This window comes from Arthrobacter sp. B2060 (genome assembly GCF_059090445.1).
Genome location: NZ_JBNHFR010000001.1, coordinates 963270 through 987451 on the forward strand (window position 1 = coordinate 963270; position 24182 = coordinate 987451).

Here is a 24182-nt window from a genome sequence, read left to right on the forward strand (position 1 = left end):
GAGGCGGTCGGTACGCTGAGGGTATGCCAGAACAAGGATTGCCGGAAGCACGATTCACCGTAGAGACCGCCAAGGTCCTTGCAGAAGTGGCGCATAACCGTCAGAAGGACAAGCTCAAGCGCCCGTATCGCGAGCACGTGCTGGCCGTGGGGGATGCGCTGGAGGACTTCGACGACGACATCCGTATCGCCGGGTACCTCCACGACATCGCGGAGGACACCCCCATGACCAGGCAGGCGCTGCTTGACATGGGCGTCTCCGAACGGGCCGTGCGGATCATCGAGCGCGTCACGAAGCGGCTGCACGACGACCCCGACGACTATCAGGCCGGCATCCGTTTTATCGCCCAGGACCATGACGCCACCCTCGTGAAGATTGCCGACAACGCGCACAACTCCCTCCCGGAGCGCGTGCATGCCTTGGCCGAGAAGTGGCCGGACAAGCCGCCGGTCACCCGCTATGCCGATGCCCGGCCCGTGCTGTACGCCGCCGTTCCCGAGGAGGAAGTCCGGAAGATCCTGCAGCGGATCAACCCGTGGCTGCTTGGGGAACTGGACCAGACGCCGGGCGCGCCCTGGCCGGAGCCGCCGGTCGAGCCTGGGCCCCTGGCCGAGCCTAAGCCGCTGATGGAGCCTGGCGAGACCGCCGAGCCGGGCGGCGCACCCAGGGACTAGCATGCTCGCGTACGTCCTCACCCGGTACGGCGCGGCGGACGCCATGGAGTTCCGGGACGTTCCCGAACCGCGCCCCGGATCCGGGGAGGTGCGGATTCGCGTGGCTGCCGCAGGGCTCAATCCGGTCGACTACAAGCTGCGCCAGGGAAAGCTGCGGCCCATAGGCCGCCACCGGCTTCCCATCATTGCCGGCTGCGAGGTGGCCGGAAGGGTCGACGCCCTGGGCCCCGGAACGAGCGGCTTCGAAATCGGGGACCGTGTGTATGCGTGCGTGGACAGTGCCACCCTCGGCGCTTTTGCAGAGCTTGTGTGCGTGCCGCAGGGGTTCGTCGCCGTCATGCCGGTGTCGCTGGGATTCGTTGAAGGGGCCGGACTGCCGCTGGCTGGTCTTACGGCACTTCAGGCCCTGCGCGACGAACTCTCCGTCGGGAAGGGCACCAGCCTCTTCATCTCCGGTGGCGCGGGCGGTGTCGGAACTCTGGCGATCCAGCTGGCTAAGTACTTTGGCGCTGAGGTGACCACCACGGCCTCACCGCGCGGCGATGAACTGGTGCGGAGACTTGGCGCCGACCGGGTGATCGACTACACCCGGAATCGCATTGGCGACGAACTTCGGGACTATGACGCCGTGCTGGACCTGGTGGGCGGCGAAACGCTGAAGCAGTCCTTCAATATCCTCAAACCGGGAGGCATGGTGGTGTCGATCGCCGGAGTCCCCGAGCCGCTGACTGCGCGGAAGGACCTGGCCGCTTCCGGCTGGGTCGCGGCACTCTTCTGGGCCATCAGCCTTCCGGTCCGATTACGGGCAAGGCGGGCGCGCGCAAGCTACCGCTACCTTTTCATGCATCCTAGCGCGGATGACCTGCGCTTCCTCGCCACGCTGGTGGATAAGGGGGCGCTTCAGCCCGTCGTTGACAGCGAGTATCCGCTCGGCAGCATCGCTGAAGCCTTCGCCGCCCTGGAGCAGGGCCATGCCAAGGGGAAAATCGTGGTCACAATGCCGGCCGCGCCCCAGTAGCCCTCCGTTCCAATTGCTCCAGCGCTGCGCTCATTTTCGCTGTGCCGCGCTTCTCATCAATGACAATCGAAACGCCCAGCGCCAGCACAATCACAAGCAAGCAGACGGGCACTGAGACCCCGGCGGCGGCAAGTCCAACGCTGCCCGCCAACGCGACCACGACGCCGACAGCCACGGCAATGACGGTGCGGTCCACGCAGATCATGACGCTGAACAACCACGTCAGGGAGAGTTTGAACAGCGCCACGGGTACCGCAATGCTGGCCACGGCCATGGCGGCGCTGATGTGGGCCCCATGGTCGATGTAGTAGGCAGCCACGTGCAGTCCGGCGCCAGTTGCGGCGATGGCAGCGAAGATGGGCATGTGCCCGTAACCGAAGAAGAATGACCGGTGCCGCTGGAGGTGCAGGGCGGGGCCGGCGGGCAGGATGAAGTAGATCCACCACATGCAGAATGCGAGGGCCGTGCCGCCGAAGCCCACCAACGCGGCATCCACGCTCCAGCCGTGGTTGGTCACGATCGCGCGGAGGGTCTCGATGGCTCCGATCAGGCATTCACCCAAGGCAATGATGGCGAGCAGCCCATAGCGCTCGGCGATATGGTGCGCGTGCCACGGGGTCCGCATGGAGCGCTCGGCGACGTAGGGTGTGGCCATCTCCAGGATGAACAGGGGTGCGGCCATCAGGAATGTCGTGGGGACATCGGCTTGGATGACCAGGACAGCGATCCAGCCGAGTTGCACGACGGCCAGGTATTTTGCGTAACGCAGGCAGGTCTGGCGGCGCGCGGGGTCCTGCCGTGCCGCGCGGAGCCACTGGAACACCAGCGCCAGCCTCATGATGACGTAGCCGCCCACGATGACCGTGTTGTCCACGTGGTGCCCCTCCACCAGCGAGTGGAACATGGGTTCGATGCCCATGGCCAGGATCAGCACGCCAAGAAGCTGGACCATCGTAACCACGCGGAACACCCAGTCGTCGGTGTCGTAGGCGCTGGCGAACCAGGTGAAATTGATCCAGGCCCAGATCACGGCGAACATCGCGAAGGAGAAGCCCAGCAGCCCGGCGCCGAAGTGGGCTTCGGCGATCTCGTGGGCAAACTGGCTTCCGGCCACTCCGAAGGCAATGACAAACGTCAGGTCGAAGAAGAGCTCCAGCGGGGTGGCTGTCCTGTGATGCTCATGCGGGTCGCGTCCGCCCATGCGGGCCATGGCGTGCCGGAGGGGATTGGAGGGCATGGCTCAAAGCGTACCGCCACGGGCAGCGGCTGCTCCAGCAGGTCAATCGCGTATCAGGCCGCTGGCGTGCCGAAGCGCAGGCCGGTCCGCCACAGCAGAGCGATGTAGGCCAGGTCGAAGACGCTGCAGAGGGCACCCACGCCCAGGATCAGCGGTGAGTTCCCGTACCAGCCGAAGACGATGGTGGGCGCGAGCGTGCCTATCCATTTCGCCACCGCAATGAGCAGTGACTGTCCCCGCATGCCGCCCCGGGTCACGAACATGGCGATGAACAGCCCGGACATCAGCAGGTTCTGCAGGAAGGCAGCGTATTTGGCGGCGTCGTCCCAGCCGAACTCCACGACGAAGAGCCCCTGCACCGCGAAGGCGGCAACGCCCAGCAGGATGCCCCAGCCGACGAAGAGTTTCTGCGTGACCCACGGCGGGAGTTCGGACCTGCCGAACCTGAAAAAGGTGTACAGGACCAGGACGTCAGCCAGCGCCCACGCGATGTTGAAGACACCCTGCGCGGAAAGCCCCGTAACGGCGGACCGTGAGGCATAGATGACCTCCCAGGCAAAGTTCAGCGCCAGGGCCGCCGCCGGAATGGCATAACTCCGGTCCCTGAAACCGATCCGTATGGCCTCGATGTACACGACCGTCCAGGCCAGCCCGCCCACAACAGTCAGGAACAGGATCACAGTTTCCTCCTTCCCGTCGCCGTTTCGACGGTTCCGTGCCCACTCGACGTCAGCCCGCGTCTAGCCAGCAGGGAACCGTCGAAACGGCGCGCAGCTACACGCGGCCCAGGGCGTCGATGTCCTCGAGGAACTGCTCGTGGACTTCCTTGCTCACGGTGGTCCGGGTGTCGGCGATGGCGTCGAGGTAGTCCTCCGTGGCGGGACCCTTCCGGACGGCCTCGCGGACGGAAACGGTGCCCCCTGAGGCCAGCCCGCCGTCGTCGTACACTGCTTTTTCCAGGGCCCGCTGGGAGGCGCTGCGCGCCGCGAACTCGATGTCCGCGGGGGAGAAGCCCTCGGTGCGGTCCACCAGCAGTTCGACGTCGACGTCGTCCACCACCGCGGCGGGGATGAAGCGCTGCCACATGGCTTCGCGGGCCTGGCGGTCGGGCAGCCCGATGGGAATGACGTAGTCGAAGCGGCCGTGGCGCAGGAAGGCCGAGTCCAGGGCGCGGATGAAGTTGGTGGCGCAGACCAGCAGGCGGCCGGGCTGTTCGCGGAAGGCCGGGATGATCTTGAGGAGTTCGTTGGTGACGCCCTGCAGCGGGGACGGCGGCTCACCCGAGCGCTGGGAGGCGATCTCCTCCACCTCGTCGATGAACACCACGGCATGCTCGAGCTCGGCGATTTCCAGGAACGTCTCGCGCAGGGCACCGGCGAGGCCCTTGGGATCGGAGGCCAGCCGGGAGGGGAACACCTCCACGAACGGCCACTCCAGGCGGGAGGCAATCGCCTTGGCGAAGGTGGTCTTGCCCGTTCCCGGCGGACCGAAGAGCACGACGGCGCGCGGCGGCACCACGCCGAATTCGTCGGCAAGGTCGGCTTCGGCCAGCGGGAGGACCAGCCGGCGCTCCAGCAGCTCCTTCTCGCGGCGCATGCCGGCCACGTTCTCCCACAGGTCCCGGGCGAGGACACGGCCGCCGAGGAGGCTGAGCGGCTCAAGCTCCTGTCGCTGAACGGGAATGGTCCGCTCGAAGTAGCGCAGGTTCTTCTTCAGCAGGAAGCCTTGGCTCAGGAAAGCCTCCACCCGGGTTTCGGATTCCGGCATGAGCGCGGAGAGCTTGTTCAGCCCGTGCGGGGCCATCCGGTTTTCGACGGCGGCCAGCAGGGAGGTGCCGATGCCGCGGCCCCGGTACTCGGGGAGGGTGGCCAGGAAGACGATCCAGCCCTGGTCATGGGCGGCACGGCCGACGGCGGCACCGACCACCAGGTCGCCCTGCACCGCCACCACTGCATGGTCCTTTTCGCACGACGCGAGCACTTCGGAGAGCGCGTAAACGGGCTCAACATTCGTGGCCTTAAGGGACTCCCACAGGTGCAGGATGCCGTCCAGGTCCGCCGTGTGAAAGTCCCTGATTCGCCAGTTGGTCATGACATTGCTCCTGTGGGTTCGTCGTTGAGCCTGGGCTCAGGTGCTCTGCTGAGCATAGGTGATCGCGCCCGCGTACGGGGTTGCGGGTACGTTGTTACGCCCGGGAAAGGACAGGATCTACGGCTGGGACGGGTCCTGGCCCTTGGCGCCCTTCCGGACATGATGCGTGCGCTGGCTGCCGTCCGTGTGGACCACCAGGACCGGGCAGTCGGCGTGCGAAACGCAGGCCGAGCTCACGGATCCCAGGTGCATGCCGAGGAACCCGCCATGGCCGCGGCGCCCCACCACCAGCATCGCCGCACCGGCTCCGGCGTCCACGAGCTTGGCAGCTGCCGGCCCGCGGACCAGCTCCTGGCTCAGTCCCTCCGGCGCATCCTGCCCAGCCGGCCCGAAGGCTTTGGCGATGGTCTCGGCCAGGGTCTTCGCGGCGGACTCCTCGAACGCCGCAAAGTCCGGGGGGATGTAGCCGGCGTACATCTGCGGGAAGTCCCAGCAGGCGACGACGTGGATCCGGGCGTCCAAGGCGGGCGCCAGCCGGGCCGCGAGCCGGAGCGCCTGCACCGACGATTCCGAGCCGTCGACGCCGACGACCACTTTTCCTTCCGCGTCCATCGTGTTCTCCTTCGAAACGAGGATTCTCTTGCGCCCTAGCCGGACGGCCCCTGCACCTGCACGCCGGCGGGGGCGGCCTCGCGGAACCGGGCATCGATCTGCACCACATCCCGGCCGGCCCGCTGCAGGAGGCTTGCGGCCACCCCCGCACGGTATCCCGAGGCGCAGTGCACCCAGATCCGGCCTTCCGGGAGCTCGCCAAGCCGGCCCAGCAGCTCGTGCAGCGGCACGTTCACCGCACCTGCCACGTGGGACTCGGCGAACTCATCGGCCCGCCGCACATCGAGGACGGTGTCGGCGGCCGGCTTCTCAAGGACGACGGCGGCCCAGTCGACCCGCGGGTAGGAGGCCACCGGGGCGTTCGGTGCCAGCGCTGCGGGCTCTGTTCCGACCGCGGCATCCGGCCGGTCGATGCCGATCCGGGAGAGGTCACGGACGGCGCTCTGCAGGTCGTCCCGGCTGCCCACCAGCGTCAGCTTCTCGCCCCAGGGGATGACCCAGCCCAGGTAGGAGCTGAACATGGATCCTGAGCCATATTCGAAGCACACGGCGCCCTTCAGGTGATTGCTGGCGAAGGCCATGCGGCGGCGCAGGTCCACCACCCATTCGCCGTTGGCCAGCCGGCGGGTCAGCTCGTCGGCGTCCGGCGGCTCGGGCAGGCCCAGGTCCGGGGGCGGCGGACCGGTGAGGTTTATCGGAGCCATGTGCGCGTAATACGAGGGGTAGGCCGCAAGATTGTCCAGGAGCTCTGCGACGAAGTGCTCGGGATCAGGATCAGTGAGTGCGTGGTTCGTGGTGAGCTGCTCGCCGATCGTCGATGACCTGGCGGAAGTGGACGGTCCCACCGAGCAGAACGATCCGAAGCCGTGCGTGGGATACAGCGCGGCCGCGGGACCGGCCTCATCGGCCAGTCTGCGGACCGATGCGTACTGGTCCCTCGTCAGTTCATCGGTGTCTGCCGGTCCGAGCAGATCGGTCCGCCCCACCGAGCCGTACAGCAGGCTGCCGCCCGAGAATACCGCCTGCTCCCCGTCCTCCGAGGTGACGATGTAGGACAGGTGGGTGTGCGTGTGCCCGGGGGTGCTTACGGCGCGCAGTGACAGCCGGCCGATCGGCACCGTCTGGCCGTCGGCGATGGGCTCCCGCTCGAAACCGACTGCGTCCGCAGCGTTGACCAGGTAGGCGGCACCGTGGGCGCGGGCAAGGGTCAGGCCGCCAGTGAGGTAGTCGTTGTGGACGTGGGTTTCGGCGACGTGGGTGATGCGCACTCGGGCTGCGCGGGCGGCTTCCTCGATCCGGTCCGTGTCGCGCTGGGCGTCAATCACCAGGCCCACGTGGCCGTCGTGGACCAGGTAGCTGCGGTCCCCGAGTTGCGGGGTCTCGATGACAACAACGTCCATAAAACCCGTCCTTCCCGCGACACTCCCGCTGTTCTGCTCCACTATGCCGGCCTGCACGGAGGCACCGGCCCTGGTTGGCCGGGCCGGTGCCTCTTTGCGCGGCCTAAAGTGGTGCAGAAATGCCGTGGCCTGGCGGTTTCAGACCTTCAGGGGGACGGCGTGGACCTCGTCTGCGGGATGACCTGCGCGCTCATGAATGCGCTTCACGGCATCCGCGGAAGGCGCCTCGGAGAGGCAGTAGACAAGCCCGGAGTCGGGGTCGGCCCAGGCGTTCTTGAACACCACGTCTTCCTCGCTCTGAATAGCGAGGTCGGCCTCATGTGCTTGCTTGAGCGCTTCCTGAGTCAGTCCCGCCATGTTGCGGTGGACATCCATGAATTCCGGCATGATGACGCTCCCTAATTTTGTTCGACGATGAATACCCGGGATGGGGCTGACGGTAGACCTGTGCCCTGCCCCCGTCAAGAGGATTTGGTGCCCACTTAAAGGCAGAACGACGGCGGCACGTGCGGTTCAGTGAAAACAGAACCGCACGTGCCGCCGTCGCGATCAAAAGCCCGTTCACGCTTAGCCGGAGGGGTCAGATGCGGTCAGCCGCTCCTGGCCCGGGACGGTTGGCGACCACCGGGGACATGCCGGTGAACCCGTCGCGGGTTTCGGCGATCTCGTGGATCTGTTTCCGGCAGGCGTACCAGCCGCCCACCATCAACCCGCATGCCACGATCGTGACCAGCAGGGTCAGGGGCGAGTCGATGAAGACCATGACCAGCACGCCGAGCAGGAACAGCAGGGAGAGGTAGCCGGTGTAGGGGGCGCCGAACATCCGGAAGGAGGGGCGCTTCAGCCAGCCCTTGTCTGCCCAGCGCTTGAGCTGCATCTGGCACAGCACGATGGTGGCCCAGGTGACGATGATGCCCACGGAGGCGACGTTCAGGACGATCTCGAAGGCCTGGGAGGGGACGAGGTAGTTCAGCGGGACGCCGAGCAGGGATACTCCGGCGGTGATGGCGATGCCGCCGTAGGGGACGCCGGCCTTGTTCATGCGCTGGGCGAACTTCGGGGCGGAGCCGGCGACGGACATGGAGCGCAGGATCCGGCCGGTGGAGTAGAGGCCGGCGTTCAGGGAGGACAGGGCCGCGGTGAGGACGACGAGGTTCATGATGACGTCCACGCCCTGGATGCCGATGGAGCCGAAGAACGTCACGAAGGGGCTGACGCCCTTTTCGTAAGAGGTGAAGGGCAGGAGCAGCGCCAGCAGGATGACGGAGCCGACGTAGAAGACGGCGATGCGGAAGACCACGGAGTTGATGGCCTTGGGCATGATCTTCTCAGGGTTCTCGGTCTCGCCGGCGGCGGTGCCCACGAGCTCGATGGAGGCGTAGGCGAACAGGACGCCCTGCATCAGGATGATCATTGGCAGCAGCCCGTTCGGGAAGATGCCGCCGTTGTCGGCGATGAGGCTGAATCCGACTTCCTGCCCGGCGACCGGGGTGCCGAAGATGACGAAGTAGGTGCCGACGAGGAGGAATGCGACCAGGGCTGCGACCTTGATGAGCGCGAACCAGAACTCCATCTCGCCGAAGACCTTGACCGAAACGAGGTTCAGGCACAGCACAACAACCAGCGCGATCAGCGCCCAGGCCCACTGCGGCACGGCGGCCATCCAGGGGACGTAGTTGCCGAAGAAGTTCATGTACAGGGCCGCGGCGGTGATGTCCACGATGGTGGTGGTGGCCCAGTTGATCCAGTAGAACCAGCCCGAGATGAATGCGGCCTTCTCGCCGTAGAACTCACGGGCGTAGGAGACGAACGACCCCGAGGAGGGGCGGTGCAGGACGAGTTCGCCCAGGGCGCGCAGGATGAGGAAGGCGAAGAACCCGCAGACCGCGTAGGCGATCACGAGCGAAGGTCCTGCGGCGTTGAGCCGGCCACCGGCGCCGAGGAACAGACCGGTACCGATGGCGCCGCCGATGGCGATCATCTGGATCTGCCGCGGCTTGAGGCTCTTGTGGTAGCCCTTGTCCTCCGCGTGAAGGAGCGATTCGGTGGCGTGGGCTTGGGCCGGGACGGTGTGGTCCGTGATGGCCGCTTCGGTAGCGGCGCCCTGTTGGGGGTTGGGCATGGGGGATCCTTTGGTTTCCGGTTTCCGGTTGGGGGGCGGTGGTAATTACTTGCTGAGGTTGGCCAAGCGCTCGGGACTGAGGAGTTCCTGGAGTTGCCCGGCGGTGAGGAGGCCGTGTTCGAGGACGAGTTCGGCGACGCCCTTGCCGGTGGCGAGGGCTTCCTGGGCGATGGCGGTGGCGGTGGCGTAGCCCAGGTGGGGGTTCAGGGCGGTGACCAGGCCGATGGATTGTTCCACGGTGAGGCGCAGGTGTTCGGTGTTGGCGGTGATGCCGCGGACGCAGCGTGTGGTGAGGGTGCGGGCGGCGGCTTCGAGGTGCGAGATGCTCTTGTGCAGGCTGTGCACGATGATGGGTTCGAAGGCGTTGAGCTGGAGCTGCCCGGCTTCGGCGGCCATGGTGATGGTGACGTCGTTGCCGATGACTTCATAGGCCACCTGGCTGACCACTTCCGGGATCACCGGGTTGATCTTGCCGGGCATGATGGAGGATCCCGACTGTACGGCGGGGAGGTTGATCTCGCCGAGGCCGGCGCGGGGTCCGGAGGAGAGCAGCCGGAGGTCGTTGCAGATCTTGGAGAGCTTGACGGCAACGCGCTTAAGCACGCCGGAGAGGTGGACGAACGCGCCGACGTCCTGGGTCGCCTCGATGAGGTCGACGGCGGTCACCAGGGGCAGCCCGGTGATCTCGGCCAGGTGCCGGCAGGCGGCCTCGGCATAGCCGGGAGCAGCGTTCAGGCCGGTGCCGATGGCGGTGGCCCCGAGGTTGATCTCGTGGATGAGCAGGTCCGCCTCGGCGAGGCGCAGCCGGTCTTCGCCGATGGTAATGGCGTAGGTGCCGAATTCCTGGCCCAGGGTCATGGGCACGGCGTCCTGGAGCTGGGTGCGGCCCATCTTGACTGTGGTGCGGAATTCCAAGGCTTTCTCGGCGAAGGCGTTTTCGAGAACTTCGAGTGCGGCCAGGAGCTCTTTGACAGCGAAGATGGTGCCGAGCTTTATGGCAGTGGGGTAGACGTCGTTGGTGGACTGCGACAGGTTGACGTGGTCGTTGGGGTGCAGCCGGGCGTAGTCACCCTTGGCGTGGCCCAGGATTTCCAGGGCCCGGTTGGCGATGACCTCGTTGGCGTTCATGTTCGAGGACGTCCCCGCGCCGCCCTGGATAACGTCCACCACGAACTGCTCGTGGAGGCGGCCGTCCAGGATGTCCTGGCAGGCCTGTTCGATGGCGGCGGCGCGTTCGGCGTCGAGGAGGCCGAGTTCCAGGTTGGTGCGGGCGGCGGCGAGTTTGACGGCGGCCAGGCCGCGGACCAGGTGCATGTTGGTGGAGAGCGGCTGACCTGTGATGGGGAAGTTCTCCACCGCGCGGAGCGTGTGGACACCCCAGTAGGCGCCCGCGGGGACATCGCGGTCACCCAGCAGGTCATGCTCGGACCGGACGTGCAGGTCTTGCGCCTCCGGCAGGGGCAGGGTTTCGGTCATGTGCAGTCCTTAGTTGGCATCGTTGGCAGGGACAGAGTCGGTGGCAGGGAGAGAAGAGGGGAAATCAACGGCTTGGAGCAGGCCCACGGGCCTGCCGCCGCCGAGGACGGGGCCGGTGGCGATGCCGGCGAGCGGTGCGGTGTCGACGTCGAGCGCTTCCAGCGCGCGGACGGTCACCGGCATGCGGGCGCGGTCGCCGCCGTCGGAAATCTTGATGACGATGGCACGGCCGTCCGGCAGCCCCACGGCCTGGATGCCCTCAAAGCCGTCCTTCGCCAGCAGGCCCGGCATGAGGCGCATGAGCTCGGTGACATCGCGGCCTTCGCCCGCCACCATCTCCGGGTGGCGCCGCATGGCATGCGCGACGGCGGCTTCCGGACTTGCGGGGCCCTTCCCGCCGTCGTCGGAGGCGCCATCCGGGAGTCCTGCGGCGGCGAGCCGGCCGAAGGCGCGGGCCATCCCCCGGAGGGACAGCGCGAAGAGCGGGGTGCCGCAGCCGTCGGTGCTGATGCCGGACGGCTGCTCCCCGGTCAGCTCGGCCACGGTTTCCCTGACGAGCTGCTGCAAGGGATGGGACGGGTCCAGGTAGCCCCGTACGGGCCAGCCGTTGATGACGCACGTGGCGGCCATGGCGGCGTGCTTTCCCGAGCAGTTCTGCGTGATCTGGGTGGCCCGGCCGCCCTCTCGCACCCATTCTTCGCGTTCGGCCACGCCGTAGGGCAGGTCGGCGCTGTTTTCGAGTGCGGCGGCGGTGAGCCCGTGCATGTCCAGGATCCGGGTTGTGCCGTTCCGGTGCTCCGCGGCTCCGGAGTGGCTCGCGGCGGTGAGGGCCAGGAGATCAGCCGGGATGTCGAGCCCTGCGCGGACCAAGGCCACGGCCTGCAGCGGCTTGAGCGATGACCGCGGATAGAATGCGGCCTGCGGCTCACCGACGGAGAGTAGCGAGCTGCCGTCCGGTGCGGTGGCGATCAGCGAGCCGTAGTGGATGCTTTCCACGAGGCCGTCGCGGGTCTGGAGGGCAAGCGGCTCGTGGCGCGGTAGAGCCTGTGCAACGGCTGCTGAGGCAGGCGCCGCTGCAGCAGGCGCGGTGAACGAAGGGCTTGCCGGCATGGCGGGGGAGGGCATGGAGTCCTTGGGGTGGTGGTTTACTGCTGGCGGTTACTGATTGAGGATGGAGTCGAGGGCCTCGCCGACGGCGAGCAGGTGGGCGCTCATGGCGGCGCTGGCGTCCGTTGCCGAGCCGGCTTCGATGGCGTCGAGGATGCGCTGGTGTTCGATGTCGGAGGCGTGCTGGCGGTCTGTGACCAGGTTCAGGGTTTCGGACTGGTGGGTCAGGGCGTCGCGGATGTCCGCCACGACGCTTTCGAAGACCTTGTTGCCGCTGGCGCGGGCGATGGCGGCGTGGAAGCCGGAATCGAGCGCCACCCAGGCTTCGGGATCGGTTTCCCCGGCCATGGACGCCACCATGGAGCGGAGGACCTCCAGGTCCTCTGCGGTCCGGCGTTCTGCGGCGAGCCCGGCGGCGGGGACTTCGATGTGCGGCCGCGCCTCGTTGAGGTCGCGGGCCGAGAACTGGCCGAGGACGAGGTCGTTGGCCACGTGATCCGCGACGACGAACGTGCCCCGCCCGGTGCGCGTCACCGTCAGGCCCAAGGCAGTGCAGGAACGGAGGGCCTCGCGGATCACGGAGCGGCTGACACCGTACTGCTGCGCGAGGGCAGCCTCGGAACTGAGCTTGGCGCCAACGGCCACCTTGCCGGTTTCGATGTCGGCGCGGATGGCGTTAAACACGGCTTCCGCGGCGCTGAGGCGGGCCAGCGGTGCGGGAGTTTCTCCACTTTGCTGTCCGGCTGTCCGGCTGTCTGACAGGTTCACGCTTAAAATATGGCACTGGTCACACCTGGTGTCAACCCAGGGCCTCTATGAAGCTGTGCTATTGAAACCCGCCAGCCGAAAGGATGAGCGTGAATCCCGGGACGCGGTTCCCCGTGCAATCGGAACGTTCGTGCCGCTTTGATGCTTTTCATATCTGTAAAACGGGGCTAGGCTGGAAAATATCCGTAATCGGTACGAACGTGCCTATAAGGGGCTTCCATTGGCTGATAATTTTCCACGGATGCTTGCGGCGGAAGTCCGCGCCCGCCGCGCTGCACTCCGGCTAAGCCAGCAGGATCTCGCCGCCATGGCCGGAGTCTCCGAACGCTTCGTCCGGTTCGTCGAGCAGGGCAAACCGACTGTGCAGCTGGACTCCCTCCTCGCGGTGTTGGAGACGCTGGGCCTGGAGCTCCGGCTCGCCACACGGGCGAGGGAAGCGGCCCGCGCACTGGTGAGCCAGCCGCCGTCGCCCGTTCCGCCCGACGCCGCAGCCGCAGAAGGCGGCGGACGGCCATGAGGCACCGCATCGCGGACATCTACAAGCGGGGCGTCCTCGCGGCGCGGCTGGAACGGCACGATGGCGGCACCAAGTTCAGCTATCTGCCCGCATACCTGCAGAACGGCGGCCCCGCCGTCGCGAGTTCCCTGCCGCTCACGGCGGAACCGGTACTGTCCGCGGCAGGCGCGGCCCCGCCGTACTTCACCGGGCTGCTGCCCGAGGGCCGCCGGCTGAACGCCCTGCGGAGGTCGATCAAGACCAGCGCCGACGATGACCTCTCCCTGCTGATCGCCGCGGGCGGCAACCCGGTGGGTGATGTGCAGATCGTGGGGCACGGCGAGCCGCTGGATGTCGAGGAGCACGCGGTCGAGGTGGACCCGCGGAGGCCGGTGGATTTCGATGAGCTGCTTGGGGACTCGGGCCTGATCGATCCCGTGGCGCTCGCGGGCGTGCAGGACAAGCTGTCAGCCGGGATGATCTCCATGCCGGTGGCCAGCGCCGGCCGGCGGTTCATCCTTAAGCTCAATGCGCCCGAATTCCCGCACGTGGTGGAAAACGAACTCATCATGTTCCGCTATGCGGCGAAGCTGCGGATTCCGCTGAGCCGGGTGCAACTGATGCGGGACGTTGCGGGCCGGCCGGGGCTGCTCGTGGAGCGGTTCGACCGCGTGCCGGTGGCGGGCAGTGCTGACCAAGTGGCCCGGCTCGCCGTCGAGGACGGGGCGCAGGTGCTGAAGCTCTATCCGGCGGACAAGTACAACGTGGGTTTCGGAACGGTCTGCCACGCGCTCGCCGAGTACTGCGCCGCACCCCTGCCGGCCCTGCGGAACCTGGCCATTCAGGCCGCCTTCGCGTGGCTGAGCGGCAACGGGGACCTGCACGCGAAGAACGTGTCCATGGTGCAGCAGCCACACGGGGAGTGGTCCATCGCGCCGGTGTACGACATCCCCTCCACCGTCGTCTACGGCGACAAGACCCTCGCGCTGACGCTCGGCGGCAAGCGCACCGGCATCTCGCGGAAGCACTTCCTGGGCTGGGCCACCGGCCTGGGTTTGACGGAACGCGCGGCAACGCAGGTGGTGGAGCTTGCGCTGAAAGCGGCCGGCCCGCTGCTCGCGGACCTGGAAGCGGGCGCGGCTTTTGCGTCAACGCACGACGGCGGCGGCTCGCCTTTCCCGGACATGGTCACCAGGGCGTGGGTCAAGGAGCTGAAACACCGACGGAGGCTGTTGGAAGGGTGAGCCGGAACCTAGAGGTGCTGGATCCCTGCCCGCTGCATCGCATCTTTGTAGATGTCCACGCTCTTGGCGAGGAGTTCCTCCTGCTTGGCCTCGGAAACAGCAAAGGCCCGCCCGCCGAGCGCGCTGGCCTTGTAGATTTTGATGCCGTTGTTCTTCAGGGAGGAGTGGTAAGTCTTCTCAAAGAGGGTCAGGAAGGTAGAGGCGTCCGTGCCGTGGGCGATGATGGCCGAGACCCGTTTATTGATTTTCAGGAACTGCCGGAAGGGGCGCAGTCCGTCCGTTTTTTCCTGGACGTTGAGCGCTGAGGGCATGTCCGGGTCACGTACCCAGGGGTAAGCGTTCCACGGCATCACGTAGCGGGGGTCGAGTTCCGCGAGCTCGTAGATCTGGGTGGCCCGGCGGGCGGCTTCATCGTCATTGAGGTGGGACACAAAGCCGGATTCGGTGCCCTTGCCCGGGCTGACGTGCAGGCTGACGATCCGGCACTCGTCCTCATCATGGATGGGGTCGATGTAGGGAACGGTGGATCCCGGCTTTTTTTCCATGAGTTCGTCACACAGCTGCGTTACCGCCGCGATGTTCGGTTCCTGTAGCAGGGCCTTTTTTTCGTCCCAGTCAATCGTCACGGTCTCTCCCTCGGCAGCAAGGCGTCCAGAATCAGGCGTCTTGTTCCACTGTACGCTTTTGGCGGTTTGGGTGCGCGGGGAGATTCCCAACCCCTCGGAATATCGGACACCCCGTGAAAGGATGACGGCATGAAGATCACCCGACAGATCGTCGTCTTCGATACAGCAGATCTGACCGCCGAGAGCACCTTCTGGGCCGGACTCCTGGGTGGCACGGTGGAGACCGATGACGACTGGCACACTGTATACGTCGAGGAAGAGCCCCGGCTGGGTTTTCAGCTCGCACCCAACCACATTCCGCCTGAGTGGCCCGACGGGACACCACAGCAAATCCACCTCGACCTGTACGTCGACGATTTGGCCGTCGCCCATGAGCACGCCATGTCATTGGGTGCCCGTCTGTTGAAGCCGGCAGATGACACCGAATCGGCGGAAGGTTTTCAGGTCTACGCGGATCCCGCGGGGCATCCGTTCTGCCTCTGCTGGGGCTGATTCAGCCGCCGAGCAGGCGGCGTTCGTGAGCAAACGCAACGAGTTGGATCCGGGTCCGGAGCTTCAACTTGTCCAGCACGCTGCGCAGGTGCGTTTTAACCGTCGCTTCAGAGATGAACAGGCCCTCCGCCATTTCACCATTGCTCAGGCCCTTGGCCGCGAGCAGGAAGACGTCCCGCTCCCGCACGGAGAGGACATCGAGGACCGACAGGTCCGGTCCGGCAGCCGGAGCATTGCGGGCGGCATGTTCAAAGAGGGAATGGATGGATCCCGGCGCGATAACCGAGTAGCCGGAGTGAACGGTGCGGACGGCGGCCAGCAGAAACTCAGGCTCCGCGCTCTTGAGCAGATACCCGCTGGCCCCCGCCTGCACAGCTTGAACCACCGCCTGATCACGGTTGAAAGTGGTCAGGGCGATGATCTTTGACTTGTCGATTCCCGCCGCATCGGCATGCTCAACGATCCTTCGCGTCGCCTCGACGCCACCCATTACGGGCATGCGCAAGTCCATCAACATCACGTCCGGACGCCGTTCCGTTGCCAGGGCTACCGCCTGTTTCCCGTCGCCGGCCTCGCCCGAGACTTCCATGTCCTCCTGGCTCTCAACGAGCATCCGGATGCCGGCACGGAATAAGGACTGGTCGTCAACGAGAGCCACCGTGATGCGCGACCCTGCATCAGCCACGGCCGGCCGCTCCCTGTTCAACCGCTTCCCGTCGCGGCAGACCCGTTCCCATCAGAGGCGGTTCCGCTTCCGCAGGAGCTGCGTCCTCCGCCGCCGGAGAGGCGTCCCGGCTTCCGTAAGGAATGAAGACGGTCACGCGGAAGTGTTCCCCATCCGGTCCGGCCGTCAGCCAGCCTCCGGCAAGATGGGCGCGTTCGCGCATGCCGGGAAGCCCGCGCCCGATCCTCGGCTCGGCCTGGTTCCCAAGGCGCTCCTGATCCACGGGCCCGATTGCCGACGCCGCGTGCAGGGTCAGTCCCGGTCCGGTCCAGTCAAAGTGGAGCCTCGCATCTGTGCCGCGGCCGCCATGTTTGAGCGCATTCGTCAGGCATTCCTGAACGATCCGGAAAACGGCCAGCTGTTGCCCGGTGGAGAGCTCCACCGGCGCGCCCGATTCGCTGCGGTGGATGTTCAGGCTGCCCCGCTGCATGCTATCGATCAGCGCCTTGATGTCGCTCAGTCGAGGCTGGGGCGTCACCATCCCATCGTCGCGGACACCTTCGATTACGCGCTGGGCGTCCACCAGGGCGCTGCGGGCTGACCGGGCGATCGTGTCCAGGGCGTTGAGGACAGCAGGGGGCTGGCCCTTGCTCAAATATCGCGTTCCGTCGGCCTGTGCCGCTATGACCGCAAGGGAATGGGCGAGGACGTCGTGAAGATCGCGGGCGATGCGTGTCCGTTCCTGCTCCACCACCAGGTCGATCTCGGTTTCTTTCAGGCTGCTCTGCGCGAGTTCGCGGGCACGGAACAGGTTGCCGCGCTCCTGAGACAAAGCGAGCAGAAGACCGGCGGCCGCGCAGGCCCCCGCAATCAGAAGCAGGAGGGCGAACAACTGCCAGCCATAGGTCATGAGCATCGGCCTGTCACCGTAATGCAAGGGCATGTACCAGCCGACGCCGCCGCCGTACCTCCACGAGAGCATCAGGAAAGTAATGATGGCCGCAAACACCACATTGGCCCCCGCGGCGACGTAACGCATCCGGCGCGGGGCGGTCCACAGGATGAAGCCGAGAGCGATGAATGAGCCGATATAGATCGCCCAGTGATTGGACGCCATCATCGGGATGGAATAGCTCAGTTGCCCCGCGAGCAGTGCAGCCGTGCACCCCAGAGACACCACCGGTTGCCACGCTGCCGAGGCAACAGCCAATGCCATAAGGACCAATGGCAAGTTCCCCGACCACGCCAGAAACGACCCCTGCATTCTGCCGGCTTCGGCCACGCACCAGAGGGAGAAGAAAATGACGGCCGCCACGGGGGCGCCCCAACGCCGTGCAATATTCAGAACTGATTCCATGCCTGCCACCATATCCACGGCAAACAGGCGGAACCCGGCTGATCACGGCAATCTCAACCTAAAAGCCAGACGATTCATTCATGGGGCCAGTTCTTGCCAGCCTCCGAACGTCACGGCACCAGCCATGCTGGCGCCAGTGTTTTACGACCTGCGTGTTGGGTCCGGTTCCGGCGGCCTCGGGCCGGGCCCCGGCAGTGGGCCAGGCACCGGATCAGGATTCGGGTCAGGGGGCTGCGGAGATGTCGGGTCCGGAGAACCCGGGGCAGGTTCTGGAGAGGTCGGATCCGGCGAGCCCGGTACCGTGGGTCCCGGCTCACCCGGAAACGGCTCGGGTTCTGGCAGCGGCGGAATGGTCATGGGCTCCCCCTGAATCCTGCTCTGGTATTGGACAGCAATTCCAGACTACGGGCAGTTTGCCTCCGCACAACAGGGCCCGTCCGTTATGAGGGAGGGCCCGCCGTTCTTAGCGGTCGATGCCCCAGTAGACCCGGATTGCCTCTGCGATAGGGCCGGTGGTGACATCAACCCGGAACGCGACGGGCGCGGTCCCTGTCTCTTCGATGACCGTGTCACGGTACACGCGGCCACATGACGGGCAGAGCGTATAGAGATCCTCATCTTCGGGCCAGGCAGCCAACCCTGCGGGGACAGGGATGCTGCGTCCGTTATAAACGGGGACGCCCTGTGAATTGGCTTGAATCAATCCTTCGTTGCTGACGGTGTTGCCGCAGACGCACGTGATGGTGGTGACATCATGATCGATGACTTCGGCGATTTCGGCGTCCATGATGAGCACTCCCGCGTTGGAATAGAACATTCTGTTCTGGTTGTAGCTTATGCCTGCCAGCGCGCTCAGTGGCTAGAGCGCTGCGCCGGATTTGCCGACCACTGCGGAACTGATCAGGCGCGTCATGCCGGGGATCCCTGCCAGTCGGATCACCGTCCGCCGCATCAGCGCGGCGTGGCGGGTACCGGGGACAAACCAATGCGCGGCGGAAACGCCCGCCTTCTGGTGCCTCAGGACCAAAGGCCGAATGCGCGTTTCAAAGGAATCGAGAGCCCGTCCCAGGTCCGGTTGTTTCTTCAGTTCAGTCGCCAGCGCGTACGCGGCGACCATTCCAAGAGAGGCTCCCTGGCCGGCGAGCAGGGACACTGCCGCTGCCGCATCGCCCACCAGGACGACGCGTCCGGTGTGCCAACGGGGCATCCTGATCTGGGCCACCTGGTCGTAGTAGAGGTCTTCCGGGCACAGACGGAGGGCTGCCGGGCAGATCCAGTTCAACCCCCCGTACCTGGAGCGGAGCGCGGCCCGCGGGTCATCGGGAGGGGTCGGATCATCAGTGCGGTGCACGGCCATCGCCGTAAGGCTTCCGTCACGCAAACGGTAGAAGAACATGGCCTCTTTGCGGGTATCGGTAACGGCAAACCTGTCACCTACCAGCGGGGCCACCTCCACGTCCCTGAAGGAATAAGCGCCCACATGGAAGCCAAGATAGTGGAAGAAATCTGCCTCCGGCCCGAAAACCAGTTCCCTGATCCCAGAGTGGATGCCGTCCGCGCCGATGAGCAGATCCGCCTCCAGGAAAGTCCCGTCATCCAGGGTCGCGGACACGGAAGCGCGGCTCTGCCCGACGGCCAACACCGTGCGGCCATAGCGCAAATCCACGCCGGGCGGCACTACTTCACGGATGGCCAGTTCCAAGTCAGGACGCAGGATGCTGACAAGTTCACCCCTGACGACTTGGCTAAACCTGGCAAACGGCAGGCTGGCCCGGGTGTTGCCTCGGCGGTCCACATAATCCAGCCGTTCCACCAAGTAGCCCAGGTCCCGGATCCGCGGGATGATGCCCAAGGCCGTCGCAGCCTGCCAACCCGGACCAAAGAAATCGATCATGTAGCCTTGCGGCCGGGGTCCCGCAGCCTGCTCCACCATGACGACGTCCCAGCCGTCGTCCGCGAGGAAAGCCGCAGCAGAGAGCCCGCTGATGCCGGCCCCGCAAATGATCGCCTTCATGGGAATCCCTTCCCGGTTCGTCCGGACCCCACGGCTGGGTCGAATTCTGCGCCGTGGGCATTACCCACGCTACGCTCCGCCTAGCCCGACGCCCACGTGCTGGCAACCCGAAACCGGGGAACGCGTGGGGAACGGTCGCGACCTACGGTTAAGCGAGATTCTGAAAGGAGGTGAGACCGATGGCAGACCACTATGCATCAGGAACCTGGCAGGTGAAGCAGGGCTGCGATCAGGAATTCATAGACCGTTGGACGGAATTCCTTCAGTGGTCTCGGGCGAACTACCCGTCGATCGTGGTGGCGAACCTCATTCGTGACCGACGTGTCCCCGGTCATTATGTTTCGTTCGCGGAATGGACGGACGAGGCGTCCCGGGATGCGTGGAAGCAGAACCCGGAGTTCGCGACACATTTCGATGCCTGCTTTGCGCTGTGTGAGCACATGAGCGGTGCAGATTTCGACCGGGTAGCGACCATATAACGCCTGGGCCTGCGATCAGGGTGCGCGGCGTGCGGCTGCGAGCATCCGCAACGCGCCGAGTTGCTCGAATGCAATTGCCGCCTCCTCCAGCAGGTGCCGGTCAGCTGGGCCGCCCGCGCCGGCCAATGCGGCCTGCAGCTTGGAGCGGGCGGACCAGAACGGCTGATGGGCCCTTTCGTAGAGGCGCGCCGCGGATAGGAAACGTTCGCGTGCCCCGCCGGCGTCGGCGTCGGTCAGTGCCAGTGAACCGCGGGCGGACTCGGCCATGGCAGTCCACGCCGAACTTTGGAAGGAGTGCGCAACACTCTCGGCGGCTTGGGTGAATACCGTGGCACCAGCGCGGTCGCCGAGCGCAGCAAACGCTTCGGCCGCCATCGGATACAGCAGGGCGGTGCAGGTTGGACATTCGCCGTAGCGCGTCGCGGTCGCTGCCGCGGACCGTACCAGGCGGACTGCTTCTGTCGGATCGCCGCGCTCCAGCGCGTCCAACGCCGCCGTCGCATATAGCCGACCCCAGGCGTGCTGGGCCAGGGGCGACACGACGGCGATCGCCATCCCGTGACGAAGGTACGCCGCCGCCGCGACGCTGTCACCTCGCATCACTGCGAGCTCGGCGAGCCGCTGCCAAGGCAGCACGCCGGAACGGGCATCGAGCTCAGCGTACAGTTCCGTGCTGCGCTCCAGGCACCCCGCGGCCTCATCCCAGCGCCCCTGCAACAGGAGTGATTCCCCGAGCAGGCACCATGCGAATGCCTGGGCGTGGCGCGCACGCCGGTCGATGGCCAGAGCCAGCGTGCCGCGGGCATAGTCTTCGACCGTCTCGCACAGCCCGTCCCCATACAAATGGTATTCGCCGATGCAGCAATGGAATTCGAATATCCTTCCCAGCCGCGGATCCCCGTTGCCCGCATCACCGAGTCGCTCGATCTCAGCCTGAACACCCGGGCGCCATGCTCCGCGCATGTGACAGATGATTGCGAGTGTCTCCTGCACCGCGGCGACGTCCTCGCCGGTTCCGTGGGCCTCGGCCGCCGCCAGGCTGGCCTCCGCTGCGGACTGCGCCTCGTCGTAGCGCCCCACGGCCCACAGCCAGTTCGCGTGCGCCTCAAGAACCCGCGCTTTCTCGGCTTCATCCTGTGTTCCTGACAGCAGGCCCTCGGCCGCCCGTACGTGCCTCTCGGCGGAAGCGGCGTCTTGGGTCATGAGGTAGGCCTGCGCGGCTTTGCGGTGCAGCCGGGCCGATTGGCGAGTTGCGTCGGAACCGGGCAGGCGCGCTATCGCCGCAACGAACGCTGTGACCGCCCCCTGAAAATCCCCCGACACCAAACGCAGGCCACCGACCTCCTCCAATAAATCGCCAGCCAGCTGTGGCTCCGCCGACATGCCTGAGCGGATCTGTTCGAACAGCCGTTCCGTGTCAGGGCTTGGCTCGACGCCCAGTTCCCGGTCCAGCGCCGCTCGCAGACGATCGTGTTCCTGCATGGCCTCGTTCCGGCGGCCCGTCAGCGCGTGCACACGCATCAACGCGGCACCTGCCTCCTCGTGGACGGGATCGGCCGCAATGACCCGCCGGAGCGCCGATACGGCGCCGTCGAAGTTCGCACGGGCCTCCAACAGTCGTGCCTGCTCGACCAACAGGGCGAGAAAATCCGACCGGAGCGAAGCTTCCTTGGTTATTGCCCAGTCCTCATACCTGTCCTCCGGGAGCAGATCCCCGCTGTACAGTTCGATTGCTGCCGCATACGCGGCCAGATCGCCCGTCCGGCGTGCCCGCAATGCCGCAGCCTCGAAGGCCTCAACGTCCACCCACGTCGACTCGCGGTGCAGCCGGAGCTGCTCACCTGAGATGAGGTACCGGTCCAATGCCGACGGGCTCGGATCCAGGACGTGGCGGGCCTCGTGGACCACCTTGCGAAGCTGACCGCTAGCCGCATCCGGGTCCAACTCGGGCCACAGGTAATCCAGCACCTGCTCGCGCTGCAACCGGTGACCCGGCGCCAAGGCCAGAAGCTTGAGCACGGCCCTGGCCTTCCGCAAACGCCACTCGCCATCCGGGATGTCCCGCGAACCCACGGACACCCGGAAGCCGCCCAGCAACCGGATTCGAACCTCGCCCTCGACCGCCGCCGTCACTCATCTAGAATCCCACTCCCACGTTGTCAATGACAGTGCCGGCCTCCCACTGATGTACCGGGGGCTACTCTTTTATCCAGTCAATGGATAGCCTTGGTGGTGGACGCCTGGGCCGGGCGCCGCCAAGCGCAAGGGGCACCACGGCCAGGCTCATGGCAACAGCGGCGGAGGCGGCGATGCGGGCACCGCGGGAACGGGTCTTCTTGAGGGTCTGCATTCTTTCTCCTGATTCTGTGTGAGTGGTGTCGGAACCACAGTCTTCGGTTTCGACGTTTTAATGCTGCGCCCGTGGGCCCTGCCTGCCGCTTCCGTGCCAGCATGGTAATCCCCCCGCTACGAGCCGCGGCGACTGCTTCCGGATATGCACCTCCGGTGGGACGATTCCACTATGAGCGAGAAACCAGGCGCGGCCGATCACGGCCCGCATCAGCATGCCCACGCCGCACCGACAACCCAACAGATACGTACCGTGGGCCAGCGCCGCCGCGACGCGGAGGAGAAGCTGGAGCAACACCTTCAGGAAGCGCGCCACAAAGACCATCCGCAACATAAAGACCATGAGCACCACGGTGAGGCCGCCAAAGAGGATGGTCCCAAAACTGACGGCAGGTGACAGCGCGGGGGCAATGGAGTTTCTAAACTCCCGGGTCCCGGTGCGTAAACCGCCCCGCCACCAGCGTCGCGGCCACCGGCATTTCGGCGAAGACGGCATCCGGAACAGCCAGCGGGTCGCCGTCGAGCACCGCGATGTCGGCTGGGTCACCGGCCTGGATGCGGCTGCGCCCGCGTGACGAGGCCGCCAGCGCCTCTTCGCGCGTGAGAGCTTGCTCCGGGTGCCACGGGCCGCGGCCGTCCGGGCGGGAGCGGGTGGTCGCGGCGGACATCGCCAGCCACGGATCCAGCGGGGCGACCGGGGCATCGGAGCCGAGCGCCAGGGTTGCGCCGGCGTCCAGCAGCGACCGCAGCGGGAATGCCCGGTCGGTCCGGCCGCTCCAGTTGGACTCGGCGGCGTCGCGGTCGTCCATAGCGTGCGCGGGCTGAACGCTCGCCGTCAGCCCCAGTTCGCCAAATCGCGCGAAGTCCTCCCGCCGCACAAACTGGGCGTGCTCGATCCGCCCCGAAACGCCGGCGGCGGCGAAGGCGTCGAGCGCCACCTTGTTGGCGCCGTCGCCGATCGCGTGGACGGCCGGGACGAAGCCTGATTCCCGTGCGCGCAGCAGCAGCTGGAGGAGCTCGGTTTCGCTGACGGTGAGCATCCCGTGGCCGCCGTGCGGATACGGGTCCACGCAGTAGGCAGTGCGCGTGTTCAGCGAGCCATCGATGAGCACTTTCAGCGGCCCCACCCGCAACAGTCCCGCCCCGCCGTCGAGCTCCTGGCCGGTGTGCATCCCGGCGGCGGCCGCCCGATGCAGGTCACCCGGATAAACGCCCGCGTCCACCCGGAGGGAGCCGAAGCCGCCGGCCACGCGGCGCAGCCAGACGTCGCGGTTCCAGTTCATTTCGAAGTCGACGATGCCCACAACGCCGCGGGCGGCGGCGGCCCGGCCGGCATCTAGTACCCACGGATCAACCACCTCATCCGGCAACCTGCCCAGCTCCCGCGTCACAGCAAACGCCGCATCCTCGCGCAGCAGGCCGCTGGCATCCACCTCCACGCCGTACGTTGACGCGGCAGCTGAGTTTAGCCACACGCAGTGAAGGTCGTGGCTGAGCAGGGCAGTCGGCAGGTGGTGGGTGGCGGCGTCGAGCATTTCAAGGCTGGGCACGTCCGCCCACACCGCGTCCCGGAAGCCGACCCCCACCAACGTGCGGTTCGGCGAAGTGCCCGAAAGGCGGGCCCGGACCGCCTCGATTGCGTCCCGCGCGGATTCCGCCTTGGACAGATCGACCCTGTTGGCTGCGAGGGCCCACTGCGTCATGTGCACGTGCTCATCCCACAGGCCCGGGATGGCGAACCGGCCGCCCAGGTCCACCACCGGAGTGTCGCGGGGCACCTCTCCTGCCGGGCCGACATGGGTGATGACCCCACAGGAAACGCGCATATCCAGCAGCGCCGCCTCCCCGGGCTGCCTTACGGAGGCGAGCAGTAGGTCGGCCGCAGCGGGGTCCGTCGCCTGAGGAAGCATGGGAACAGGCTAGGGGCGGACCGCCCGGCCAGCAAATCCCGCCGGG

Annotated in this window: 25 protein-coding genes; 7 read left to right on the forward strand and 18 right to left on the reverse strand. The window is 66.4% G+C overall.

The features are described 5' to 3' along the window. The first annotated feature begins 23 nt into the window (after positions 1–23). Both AC5RUM_RS04545 and AC5RUM_RS04550 read left to right on the forward strand, forming a co-directional pair. Entirely contained in the window at positions 24–674 is a 651-nt protein-coding gene (locus AC5RUM_RS04545; RefSeq protein ID WP_494033799.1) for an HD domain-containing protein, read from the forward strand. 1 nt (position 675) lies between these two features. Beyond that, the gene (locus AC5RUM_RS04550; protein WP_494033800.1) at positions 676–1692 is read left to right on the forward strand and encodes an NADP-dependent oxidoreductase; all 1017 of its coding nucleotides are present in this window, start codon (positions 676–678) and stop codon (positions 1690–1692) included. Here the strand turns inward: AC5RUM_RS04550 and AC5RUM_RS04555 are convergent. The 10 genes from AC5RUM_RS04555 to AC5RUM_RS04600 form a co-directional block, all read right to left on the reverse strand. Continuing rightward, positions 1667–2929 carry a low temperature requirement protein A gene (locus AC5RUM_RS04555; RefSeq protein WP_494033801.1) on the reverse strand — a complete coding sequence of 421 codons (1263 nt, stop codon included), beginning with the start codon at positions 2927–2929 and terminating at the stop codon, positions 1667–1669. The two genes, AC5RUM_RS04550 and AC5RUM_RS04555, sit on opposite strands and share 26 nt — an antisense overlap. 53 nt (positions 2930–2982) lie before the next feature. Next, positions 2983–3609 (reverse strand): transmembrane-type terpene cyclase, encoded by a 627-nt coding sequence (locus tag AC5RUM_RS04560; RefSeq protein ID WP_494033802.1) that lies wholly within the window; start codon positions 3607–3609, stop codon positions 2983–2985. 94 nt (positions 3610–3703) lie between these two features. After that, on the reverse strand, positions 3704–5020 hold the full coding sequence (locus tag AC5RUM_RS04565; RefSeq protein ID WP_494033803.1) for an ATP-binding protein: 1317 nt from the start codon (positions 5018–5020) through the stop codon (positions 3704–3706). Positions 5021–5137: 117 nt separating this feature from the next. Next, complete coding sequence (locus AC5RUM_RS04570) at positions 5138–5632, reverse strand: universal stress protein (RefSeq protein WP_494033804.1); 495 nt, start codon at positions 5630–5632, stop codon at positions 5138–5140. Positions 5633–5667: 35 nt separating this feature from the next. Beyond that, positions 5668–7032: an MBL fold metallo-hydrolase gene (locus AC5RUM_RS04575; protein ID WP_494033805.1), complete on the reverse strand. Its 1365-nt coding sequence runs from the start codon at positions 7030–7032 to the stop codon at positions 5668–5670. Positions 7033–7170: 138 nt separating this feature from the next. Continuing rightward, positions 7171–7419, reverse strand: a complete 249-nt coding sequence (locus AC5RUM_RS04580) for an SCO4226 family nickel-binding protein (RefSeq protein WP_494033806.1) — start codon at positions 7417–7419, stop codon at positions 7171–7173. Positions 7420–7612: 193 nt separating this feature from the next. Beyond that, positions 7613–9154, reverse strand: a complete 1542-nt coding sequence (locus AC5RUM_RS04585) for an amino acid permease (RefSeq protein WP_494033807.1) — start codon at positions 9152–9154, stop codon at positions 7613–7615. 45 nt (positions 9155–9199) lie between these two features. Then, positions 9200–10630 carry an aspartate ammonia-lyase gene (locus AC5RUM_RS04590; protein WP_494033808.1) on the reverse strand — a complete coding sequence of 477 codons (1431 nt, stop codon included), beginning with the start codon at positions 10628–10630 and terminating at the stop codon, positions 9200–9202. 9 nt (positions 10631–10639) lie between these two features. Beyond that, complete coding sequence (locus tag AC5RUM_RS04595) at positions 10640–11755, reverse strand: asparaginase (protein WP_494033809.1); 1116 nt, start codon at positions 11753–11755, stop codon at positions 10640–10642. Between the two features lie 33 nt (positions 11756–11788). After that, positions 11789–12505 (reverse strand): FadR/GntR family transcriptional regulator, encoded by a 717-nt coding sequence (locus tag AC5RUM_RS04600; RefSeq protein ID WP_494033810.1) that lies wholly within the window; start codon positions 12503–12505, stop codon positions 11789–11791. Positions 12506–12725: 220 nt separating this feature from the next. Between AC5RUM_RS04600 and AC5RUM_RS04605 the strand changes: the two genes are divergently transcribed. Both AC5RUM_RS04605 and AC5RUM_RS04610 read left to right on the forward strand, forming a co-directional pair. Further along, positions 12726–13022, forward strand: coding sequence for a type II toxin-antitoxin system Y4mF family antitoxin (locus AC5RUM_RS04605; RefSeq protein ID WP_494033811.1), 297 nt, complete (start codon positions 12726–12728; stop codon positions 13020–13022). Next, on the forward strand, positions 13019–14245 hold the full coding sequence (locus AC5RUM_RS04610) for a type II toxin-antitoxin system HipA family toxin (RefSeq protein WP_494033812.1): 1227 nt from the start codon (positions 13019–13021) through the stop codon (positions 14243–14245). Before AC5RUM_RS04605 ends, AC5RUM_RS04610 begins: the two co-directional genes overlap by 4 nt. An 8-nt stretch (positions 14246–14253) precedes the next feature. Here AC5RUM_RS04610 and AC5RUM_RS04615 read toward each other — a convergent pair whose 3' ends face one another. Then, complete coding sequence (locus AC5RUM_RS04615; RefSeq protein ID WP_400580735.1) at positions 14254–14871, reverse strand: uracil-DNA glycosylase family protein; 618 nt, start codon at positions 14869–14871, stop codon at positions 14254–14256. A gap of 129 nt (positions 14872–15000) precedes the next feature. Between AC5RUM_RS04615 and AC5RUM_RS04620 the strand changes: the two genes are divergently transcribed. Then, complete coding sequence (locus AC5RUM_RS04620) at positions 15001–15363, forward strand: VOC family protein (protein WP_494033813.1); 363 nt, start codon at positions 15001–15003, stop codon at positions 15361–15363. Between the two features lies 1 nt (position 15364). On the opposite strand, the gene AC5RUM_RS04625 is transcribed toward AC5RUM_RS04620, so the two are convergent. The 4 genes from AC5RUM_RS04625 to AC5RUM_RS04640 form a co-directional block, all read right to left on the reverse strand. Beyond that, positions 15365–16048, reverse strand: coding sequence for a response regulator (locus AC5RUM_RS04625; protein WP_494033814.1), 684 nt, complete (start codon positions 16046–16048; stop codon positions 15365–15367). Next, positions 16041–17384, reverse strand: a complete 1344-nt coding sequence (locus AC5RUM_RS04630; protein WP_494033815.1) for a sensor histidine kinase — start codon at positions 17382–17384, stop codon at positions 16041–16043. The genes AC5RUM_RS04625 and AC5RUM_RS04630 overlap by 8 nt, the downstream gene beginning before the upstream one ends. Positions 17385–17847: 463 nt before the next feature. Next, on the reverse strand, positions 17848–18201 hold the full coding sequence (locus tag AC5RUM_RS04635; protein ID WP_494033816.1) for a hypothetical protein: 354 nt from the start codon (positions 18199–18201) through the stop codon (positions 17848–17850). A gap of 42 nt (positions 18202–18243) precedes the next feature. Further along, positions 18244–19398 carry an FAD-dependent monooxygenase gene (locus tag AC5RUM_RS04640; RefSeq protein ID WP_494033817.1) on the reverse strand — a complete coding sequence of 385 codons (1155 nt, stop codon included), beginning with the start codon at positions 19396–19398 and terminating at the stop codon, positions 18244–18246. Positions 19399–19577: 179 nt separating this feature from the next. Here AC5RUM_RS04640 and AC5RUM_RS04645 point away from each other — a divergent pair, with 179 nt between their 5' ends. Further along, positions 19578–19877 carry an antibiotic biosynthesis monooxygenase family protein gene (locus tag AC5RUM_RS04645; protein WP_494033818.1) on the forward strand — a complete coding sequence of 100 codons (300 nt, stop codon included), beginning with the start codon at positions 19578–19580 and terminating at the stop codon, positions 19875–19877. A gap of 15 nt (positions 19878–19892) precedes the next feature. On the opposite strand, the gene AC5RUM_RS04650 is transcribed toward AC5RUM_RS04645, so the two are convergent. Together AC5RUM_RS04650 and AC5RUM_RS04655 are read right to left on the reverse strand one after the other, a co-directional pair. Then, positions 19893–22010, reverse strand: a complete 2118-nt coding sequence (locus AC5RUM_RS04650; protein WP_494033819.1) for an AfsR/SARP family transcriptional regulator — start codon at positions 22008–22010, stop codon at positions 19893–19895. A 64-nt stretch (positions 22011–22074) separates the two neighbouring features. After that, complete coding sequence (locus AC5RUM_RS04655) at positions 22075–22227, reverse strand: hypothetical protein (RefSeq protein WP_494033820.1); 153 nt, start codon at positions 22225–22227, stop codon at positions 22075–22077. A 171-nt stretch (positions 22228–22398) separates the two neighbouring features. On the opposite strand from AC5RUM_RS04655, the gene AC5RUM_RS04660 reads away from it, so the two are divergent. Beyond that, complete coding sequence (locus AC5RUM_RS04660; RefSeq protein WP_494033821.1) at positions 22399–22623, forward strand: hypothetical protein; 225 nt, start codon at positions 22399–22401, stop codon at positions 22621–22623. 22 nt (positions 22624–22645) lie between these two features. Here AC5RUM_RS04660 and AC5RUM_RS04665 read toward each other — a convergent pair whose 3' ends face one another. Beyond that, positions 22646–24136, reverse strand: a complete 1491-nt coding sequence (locus tag AC5RUM_RS04665) for an amidohydrolase (RefSeq protein WP_494033822.1) — start codon at positions 24134–24136, stop codon at positions 22646–22648. Positions 24137–24182 lie beyond the last annotated feature (46 nt).

Bases quoted from the DNA above. Each gene is read 5' to 3' on its own strand.
- AC5RUM_RS04545 (WP_494033799.1), top strand. From the start codon at position 24: ATGCCAGAACAAGGATTGCCGGAAGCACGATTCACCGTAGAGACCGCC.
- AC5RUM_RS04550 (WP_494033800.1), top strand. From the start codon at position 676: ATGCTCGCGTACGTCCTCACCCGGTACGGCGCGGCGGACGCCATGGAG.
- AC5RUM_RS04555 (WP_494033801.1), bottom strand. From the start codon at position 2,929: ATGCCCTCCAATCCCCTCCGGCACGCCATGGCCCGCATGGGCGGACGC.
- AC5RUM_RS04565 (WP_494033803.1), bottom strand. From the start codon at position 5,020: ATGACCAACTGGCGAATCAGGGACTTTCACACGGCGGACCTGGACGGC.
- AC5RUM_RS04570 (WP_494033804.1), bottom strand. From the start codon at position 5,632: ATGGACGCGGAAGGAAAAGTGGTCGTCGGCGTCGACGGCTCGGAATCG.
- AC5RUM_RS04575 (WP_494033805.1), bottom strand. From the start codon at position 7,032: ATGGACGTTGTTGTCATCGAGACCCCGCAACTCGGGGACCGCAGCTAC.
- AC5RUM_RS04580 (WP_494033806.1), bottom strand. From the start codon at position 7,419: ATGCCGGAATTCATGGATGTCCACCGCAACATGGCGGGACTGACTCAG.
- AC5RUM_RS04585 (WP_494033807.1), bottom strand. From the start codon at position 9,154: ATGCCCAACCCCCAACAGGGCGCCGCTACCGAAGCGGCCATCACGGAC.
- AC5RUM_RS04590 (WP_494033808.1), bottom strand. From the start codon at position 10,630: ATGACCGAAACCCTGCCCCTGCCGGAGGCGCAAGACCTGCACGTCCGG.
- AC5RUM_RS04595 (WP_494033809.1), bottom strand. From the start codon at position 11,755: ATGCCCTCCCCCGCCATGCCGGCAAGCCCTTCGTTCACCGCGCCTGCT.
- AC5RUM_RS04610 (WP_494033812.1), top strand. From the start codon at position 13,019: ATGAGGCACCGCATCGCGGACATCTACAAGCGGGGCGTCCTCGCGGCG.
- AC5RUM_RS04620 (WP_494033813.1), top strand. From the start codon at position 15,001: ATGAAGATCACCCGACAGATCGTCGTCTTCGATACAGCAGATCTGACC.
- AC5RUM_RS04630 (WP_494033815.1), bottom strand. From the start codon at position 17,384: ATGGAATCAGTTCTGAATATTGCACGGCGTTGGGGCGCCCCCGTGGCG.
- AC5RUM_RS04635 (WP_494033816.1), bottom strand. From the start codon at position 18,201: ATGTTCTATTCCAACGCGGGAGTGCTCATCATGGACGCCGAAATCGCC.
- AC5RUM_RS04640 (WP_494033817.1), bottom strand. From the start codon at position 19,398: ATGAAGGCGATCATTTGCGGGGCCGGCATCAGCGGGCTCTCTGCTGCG.
- AC5RUM_RS04645 (WP_494033818.1), top strand. From the start codon at position 19,578: ATGGCAGACCACTATGCATCAGGAACCTGGCAGGTGAAGCAGGGCTGC.
- AC5RUM_RS04655 (WP_494033820.1), bottom strand. From the start codon at position 22,227: ATGCAGACCCTCAAGAAGACCCGTTCCCGCGGTGCCCGCATCGCCGCC.
- AC5RUM_RS04660 (WP_494033821.1), top strand. From the start codon at position 22,399: ATGAGCGAGAAACCAGGCGCGGCCGATCACGGCCCGCATCAGCATGCC.
- AC5RUM_RS04665 (WP_494033822.1), bottom strand. From the start codon at position 24,136: ATGCTTCCTCAGGCGACGGACCCCGCTGCGGCCGACCTACTGCTCGCC.